Raw genomic sequence first — 5,461 nt, 5'->3', positions numbered from 1 at the left:
CGCGTTCCTGTCGGACATTAGGGAAGAGGGCTTTGCTACCTCGGGCGCCGAGGCCCGCTGGTGCGAGGACACGGCACATGCCTGCCCCTGCTGCGGTGGGTCCGGGCATTGCGGCGATGTGGCGGGCACGGCCCGTCTGTTCGCTGAAGCCCAGGACGCGGCGGTTCAGGCTGTGCAGCGGTTTCCGCAACCGAACTACGTCATCAGCAAGGTTGCCGAGGAGGCGGGCGAAGTCGTCAAGGCTGCGATCCACTGCGCCGAAGGCCGCGACACCCCAGAGCACGTCCGGGCCGAGATCGTGCAGGCCATGGCGATGCTCCTGCGGCTTTACATCGAGGGCGACGAGATCCACGGGCTGCCGCCAATCGCTGACGCGCTCAGGCAGGAGGGCCGGGACTGATGGACGGCGAAGAACGTGATAGCGCCGATTTCCTCGTGACCGCGGCTCGCAAGGCAAGCGGCGAGGGAATGACGCGCGAGCAGTTCATCGCCGCTGCTGGGTTCTTCTGGGATAGCTGGCACAAGGCTCGGGACTTCATGAGCGATTTTTTCAAGCAGGGGGACCGGGAAGATGGCTAATTTGGCGATCGATCTGGCATCGCTGCCGCCGGAGCCGCGATGGACAGTCTGCATTCACCTGAAAGGCGGGCATGTGGCGCGCCTCATGATGCCCGAGGCAGACGCGGTCAGCCTGCTGGAAGTAATGGAAGGACACATTCGCGCCCACGGATTTCGCGGATGGATGCGGGGCGAGATGGTCGTGCTCAACATGGAAGAATTGCAGATTGTTCGACTGATCCCTTGGCAGGAGGCCGCAGAAGAATGACCGCCACGCGCTTCACCGAGGCCCAGGTGCGCCGGGCCGTGAAGGGCGCCACAGACGCAGGATGGACCGTGGGCGAAGTCCGCGTCGAACCGGATGGGACGATCCGCTTGTTGCCAGTGGCGAAGGAATCGCCGCAACCTGACGAAAGGACACCGCAGGCATGGGACTAGAGGTGCGCGTCAATCTTCCTGGGCTCACCAGAACCACCACGGCCTCTGGTCAAATCCGCTGGCGTGTCCGCGTCGTCGGCCAGCCGCTGCGGAAGATAAATATCGGTGTTGGGCCCTCGCATCCGGAATTCATGGCGCGGTACGAAGCTGCGAGGCGCGGCGAGGTGTGGACGCCGCCGGAAGACCGAGGACCGATCCCGCGCTCGGTATCATGGCTGACGCTGGAATTCGAAAAGGCGATGCAGGAACGCGTGGCGGCGGGCCTGATGCACCCAGGCACCCTGAAGCAACGCCGGGCCTTCTACGACCGGGTGCGCGCTGACCACGGCGAGAAGGCAATGCAGATACCGCGCGCAAAGATCGTCGAGATCCGCGACAGCATGATTGCGACGCCGGGCGCGGCTGACAACATGGTCAAGGCCCTGCGCGCGTGCTTTGCATGGGCAATCGAACGCGGAATTCTGACGGAAAACCCGGCGGCCGGGATCGGCAAGCTGAACCGTGGCCGCGGCGCAGTCCCGTGGTCTGTCGATGACCTGCAGCAATTCCGCGACCGGCATTCGGCTGGCACGATGGCGCACCTGTCGCTGACGATCTTTATGTTCACGGCCTGCCGTCTGGATGACGCCCGGCGCCTCGGGCGCTGCCACGAACGCCGGATTGACGGCATCACCTATTTGGACTGGATGCCTGGGAAACGCGGATCGGCCCGCGTCGTTATCCCGATCCTGCCGCCGCTGGCCGAGGCCATCAAAGCGCAGACCCTGGTCGGACCGACCTATCTGTTGAACGGGCTGGGCCGCCCCTTCGCGTCGAGCGCGGCTTTCGGGAACTGGTTTCGCGACCGCGTTGCCGAAGCCGGTCTTGAGGGCCGCAGCCCGCACGGCATTCGGAAAGCCGCAGGAGAGCTGCTGGCCCTCGAAGGCGCCAGCCAATACCACATCATGGCAATCCACGGCCACACTCAGGCCAAGACCAGCGAGACCTACACCAGCGGGGTGAACCGGCAGCGGCTGGCGGCCGAGGCGATGGAGCTTTTGCGGGGCATGAAATGGTAATCCGCGTGGTCCACTCTGACCGTAAGCCATTGATCCGCAATAGCCGTAAAGTGGACCACGGAGAAACCTATGTTATTGAAAAACAAGAAAAGTTCTACGCCCTCCGGGCCTACCACCCAAAACTTGTCTATCTGATTTTAAACGCGAAATCAGGGAAGTGCCCCGCGGCGAAACGGGCGTGGGGCACCTTGCCCTTTTACGACGGCGATTCCGGGCTGGGAATACCGCCACTTCTCAGATGCCCCCGAGCCACGGACCCCTGTCACAAAGCAGCAGTTTCCCATCGCAAATGGTGGACAGCGTTGTCCATGCGACCCGTCTCAAAGCCGCCAAGCGGCACCCGAGCGCCAGGGCCGCCTGGCACCTCTCCAATTCCGACCTGCGATTCACTGCGGCCATTCTGTCAGCCTCCTGCCGATTGCGGCCGTTGAGCGCCCAAGCCTCCACCGCCTGCGGAACCACGAAAGCGGCCGTGCATTGCGGTTGCAGCACGCCCTGGAGCCGCCAAGGTCCGGAGGGCGGCCGAAACGGACACCGATCGCCTTGGAGAAACCAATGAAATACCTGATGCTGCTTCCCCCGGCCATCTTCTGCACAATCGGTCTGATGATGGCGTTGCAGATGGTTCCCCCCAACTCAACGACAGGTTTCCGCACTGGCAGAACCTTGAGCAATGAAGCGGTGTGGTATGCTGTGAATGCGAATGTGGGGTGGAGTTTGGTTCTGTCAGGACTCGTATCCACAGCGGTCATCTGGCGCGTGTTTGCCCTCGACCTCAATCTCTCTGTGAAGTGCTTGGTCGCCACTGCAACGCTGGTCGGCTCCGCTATTCTGGCCGTGATCGTTGGGACCATGAGCTAAGGAACGGGGCTAAGAGCCCGGAGCGGGCCTGCGGCGGCGCAGCATGGCGCCGGAGCCCCTCGGGCCGCCCGCTCGGGCGCTCGCTGCCGATTGCCGATGTTCGACGCCTCAAGCCCGCGCCGCCCGCGGATCACGGAAGCGGCCGTTCATCGCGGTTGCAGCACGCCCTCGACCCGCCAAGGTCCGGAAACGGGACAAAGCGCAACTTCTCTGAATGTGCACCAATGTCAGCTTTCAGGGTTAATAGAAAGGTAAGCTGCCTATTCTCGGAATTGGCCGACATGACAAAGTTCGACGCCAAACCCTTGAAAGCATATACGTCTCGGCACGACGTAATACCGGTATTCCCTCAAATCGCTAATGAATACGTTACTTTGGTCGTCGCCAACCATAGTCAGATTTATCAGCTCATCTGCAGAAATGGCGTCCTCACCCTCGGCAAATGTAAGCTCCGCGTCGTCGATTAAGTCAAATGCGTCTATGACCTGCCCAGAACGGGAGGCTTGGTTAAAGATATTTGAGAAGAAACCAACTCTATACACCAAGGAGTACGAGCTCCCATCAGCCAATATGGTCCGAATATTTGCGCACAATGCTCCATCTATTGAAGGGTCCCGAGCAACACTCACTTCCCATGGGACACGCTCTAATTCAGAAGGCTCAATTTTCGTCCTCGCCCAGCTATCGTATCCCTCTGGATCATAAGTATACACTCCACTACGTTGCTCCAAGCCAGGGCCATAGTAGTCATTCCAAGCCAATTCCTCTCCAAAAGGGCAATCATCAGCGGCTTTTACTTCAATACTGACATATGCCGTTTCGCTAGTTCCATTGAGAAGATCGAAGTATCCAGAGTGATGCGTTATTATGCTGAGCCTACCGCCTTCTTTATGAATTTGGGCTTTCTCGTCCGACCATCCAACGCCGTAAGATGCGATTGCAATGGCGCCCTCAGAACTGACCAACCCGGAAACGGCCAGTGCAATTGCAACGGCAACGCCAATCGAGTTAATGTATTCATGTGAGATCTGAACCATAGTGGTAAGATAGGAAGGAATGTTGAGACTTTCAACTTTGGCAACAAAGCGCAGGATATATGATTCCGCTTGAAAGCTCGGCGTCGGCGGGCAGGCTTCGGCTTGCTTGCAGTTCGGCAAATCGGACCTTGGAGCGCAGCGCAGCATCCGTCACTCAGGGCTCGGAGCGACCGGCGGCGGCGCAGCATGGCGCTGGATCTCCTCGCGCCGCCCGCTCGGGCGCTTGCGGCCGATAGCCGCCGTTAAGCACCCAAGCCTCTGCCGCCTGCGGCACCACGAAAGCGGCCGTTAGTGCCCGCTGCAGCACGCCCTGGAGCCGCCATGGTCCGGAGAGCGGACGGAGCAGACTTTCAATCCTTTAGCGGAATGGGTTGACCTGAGCTTTGGTGAGGCGCAGAAAGCAGGAGAGGGGAAATTTTATAACGGTCAAAATGGACAAAGCAAAGGCCGCCGCACTTGAGGGAGTAGTAGCCAACGTAAAGCGATTGCTGCGCGATGCTCGGACCTTACAGGAGAACGGGAGCGCAGGTTCCGCGCTTAGTCTCTCTATTTTGGCGTTTGAGGAGGCTGGCAAAGGTCATATCATCGAGAACGGCTGGCAAAAGCCGAAACACGTCCACAGCCAGCATAGCTTCCGACACTTAATGGCTTTCTTTGTGCTTCAGGCTTCGTTTCTGCAGAAATACGAACTCGATATGAAGGGCGTGTCTAACAAGATTGCAGCCCGATTTACAGCACTCGGCCATCAGCCCGGTATCAAGGAACCCTTGCCGCCGATGAGCTTCGAACTCCGTGAAGAATTGCGCGCTGAGCTCCTGCCACAGCTAAGCGGCATGTCAGATGAGCAAATCAAGGTGTTTGGGATCGAGCAACGCTGGCTGTCGAAAATCTTCGAGGCAGTGCATGAAGGAAATCTCGAGAAGATAAGGCAATCGGGCCTTTACCTCGACACAAATGCCCAACTAGAGGTCACTTCCACACCGGACTCGGTGGAGCGGTTAGATGCAGAGCGTTGGATCTGGGCTGCGACCCGAGTACTCAATCTGCTAGAGAAAGGGTTGTATTTTCAGCCCTATTCCCCGCTAAGCGAACTCCAGACTGCGGCGAACGCTGGCGACCAGGCGGCAAAACGCATCCTCGACGAACTTATATCTGCTCATGGAGAAGCGAAGCGAGAGATACTTGACGCTGATGAAAACGGTGAAGCGTAAGCCTATAATGATGTCATTCTCTTACTATGCTATCAACGTGCCGACAACTTCCAGCCTCTCTGACGTGACTGAAAACTCGTTGTGCCCGCGTGCTATGGCGAACTGGGCCCCCAACGACTGAACTCACGACGATAGTCCGCAAAGGGCTGATACTGTTGAAAAACTCGACTACACGGCCGCGAGGCTGCGCTTGATGGGAAATGGTTCTGCTTCCTCGCGAAAGTGCTCCGGAAGCCGGTCCTTGCCGCCGCCCTGGGGGACAAAATTCCAGCTGCGGATGGGCTTCAGGCCGCAGCAT

General features: G+C 59.1%; 8 protein-coding genes. 7 read left to right on the top strand and 1 reads right to left on the bottom strand.

Annotated features, from left to right (window positions below; translation table 11 throughout):
• From BYZ73_RS22980 to BYZ73_RS20535, 6 genes are all read left to right on the top strand, one after another.
• A partial coding sequence (locus BYZ73_RS22980; RefSeq protein ID WP_220086869.1) for a hypothetical protein occupies positions 1-400 on the top strand: 400 nt, incomplete at its 5' end.
• Positions 400-579 (top strand): hypothetical protein, encoded by a 180-nt coding sequence (locus BYZ73_RS20550; RefSeq protein WP_112317489.1) that lies wholly within the window; start codon positions 400-402, stop codon positions 577-579. The genes BYZ73_RS22980 and BYZ73_RS20550, both read left to right, overlap by 1 nt.
• 1 nt (position 580) lies before the next feature.
• Positions 581-826, top strand: a complete 246-nt coding sequence (locus tag BYZ73_RS20545; protein ID WP_112317488.1) for a hypothetical protein — start codon at positions 581-583, stop codon at positions 824-826.
• On the top strand, positions 823-996 hold the full coding sequence (locus tag BYZ73_RS22975; protein WP_178390666.1) for a hypothetical protein: 174 nt from the start codon (positions 823-825) through the stop codon (positions 994-996). The genes BYZ73_RS20545 and BYZ73_RS22975 overlap by 4 nt, the downstream gene beginning before the upstream one ends.
• Positions 987-2,054 carry a tyrosine-type recombinase/integrase gene (locus BYZ73_RS20540; RefSeq protein ID WP_245943253.1) on the top strand — a complete coding sequence of 356 codons (1,068 nt, stop codon included), beginning with the start codon at positions 987-989 and terminating at the stop codon, positions 2,052-2,054. The genes BYZ73_RS22975 and BYZ73_RS20540 overlap by 10 nt, the downstream gene beginning before the upstream one ends.
• A gap of 555 nt (positions 2,055-2,609) precedes the next feature.
• Entirely contained in the window at positions 2,610-2,915 is a 306-nt protein-coding gene (locus BYZ73_RS20535; protein ID WP_112317487.1) for an SdpI family protein, read from the top strand.
• A gap of 260 nt (positions 2,916-3,175) precedes the next feature.
• Here BYZ73_RS20535 and BYZ73_RS22555 read toward each other — a convergent pair whose 3' ends face one another.
• Positions 3,176-4,099: a hypothetical protein gene (locus tag BYZ73_RS22555; RefSeq protein ID WP_146746373.1), complete on the bottom strand. Its 924-nt coding sequence runs from the start codon at positions 4,097-4,099 to the stop codon at positions 3,176-3,178.
• 284 nt (positions 4,100-4,383) lie between these two features.
• Here BYZ73_RS22555 and BYZ73_RS20530 point away from each other — a divergent pair, with 284 nt between their 5' ends.
• Entirely contained in the window at positions 4,384-5,163 is a 780-nt protein-coding gene (locus BYZ73_RS20530) for an AbiV family abortive infection protein (protein ID WP_112317486.1), read from the top strand.
• Positions 5,164-5,461 lie beyond the last annotated feature (298 nt).

Origin of the sequence: Rhodovulum viride (assembly GCF_003265965.1) — a bacterium.
Classification (GTDB): Bacteria; Pseudomonadota; Alphaproteobacteria; order Rhodobacterales; family Rhodobacteraceae; genus Rhodovulum; species Rhodovulum kholense.
The sequence above is the reverse complement of the archived record's forward strand: the minus strand, read 5'-3'. Positions and strand labels throughout refer to the sequence as shown.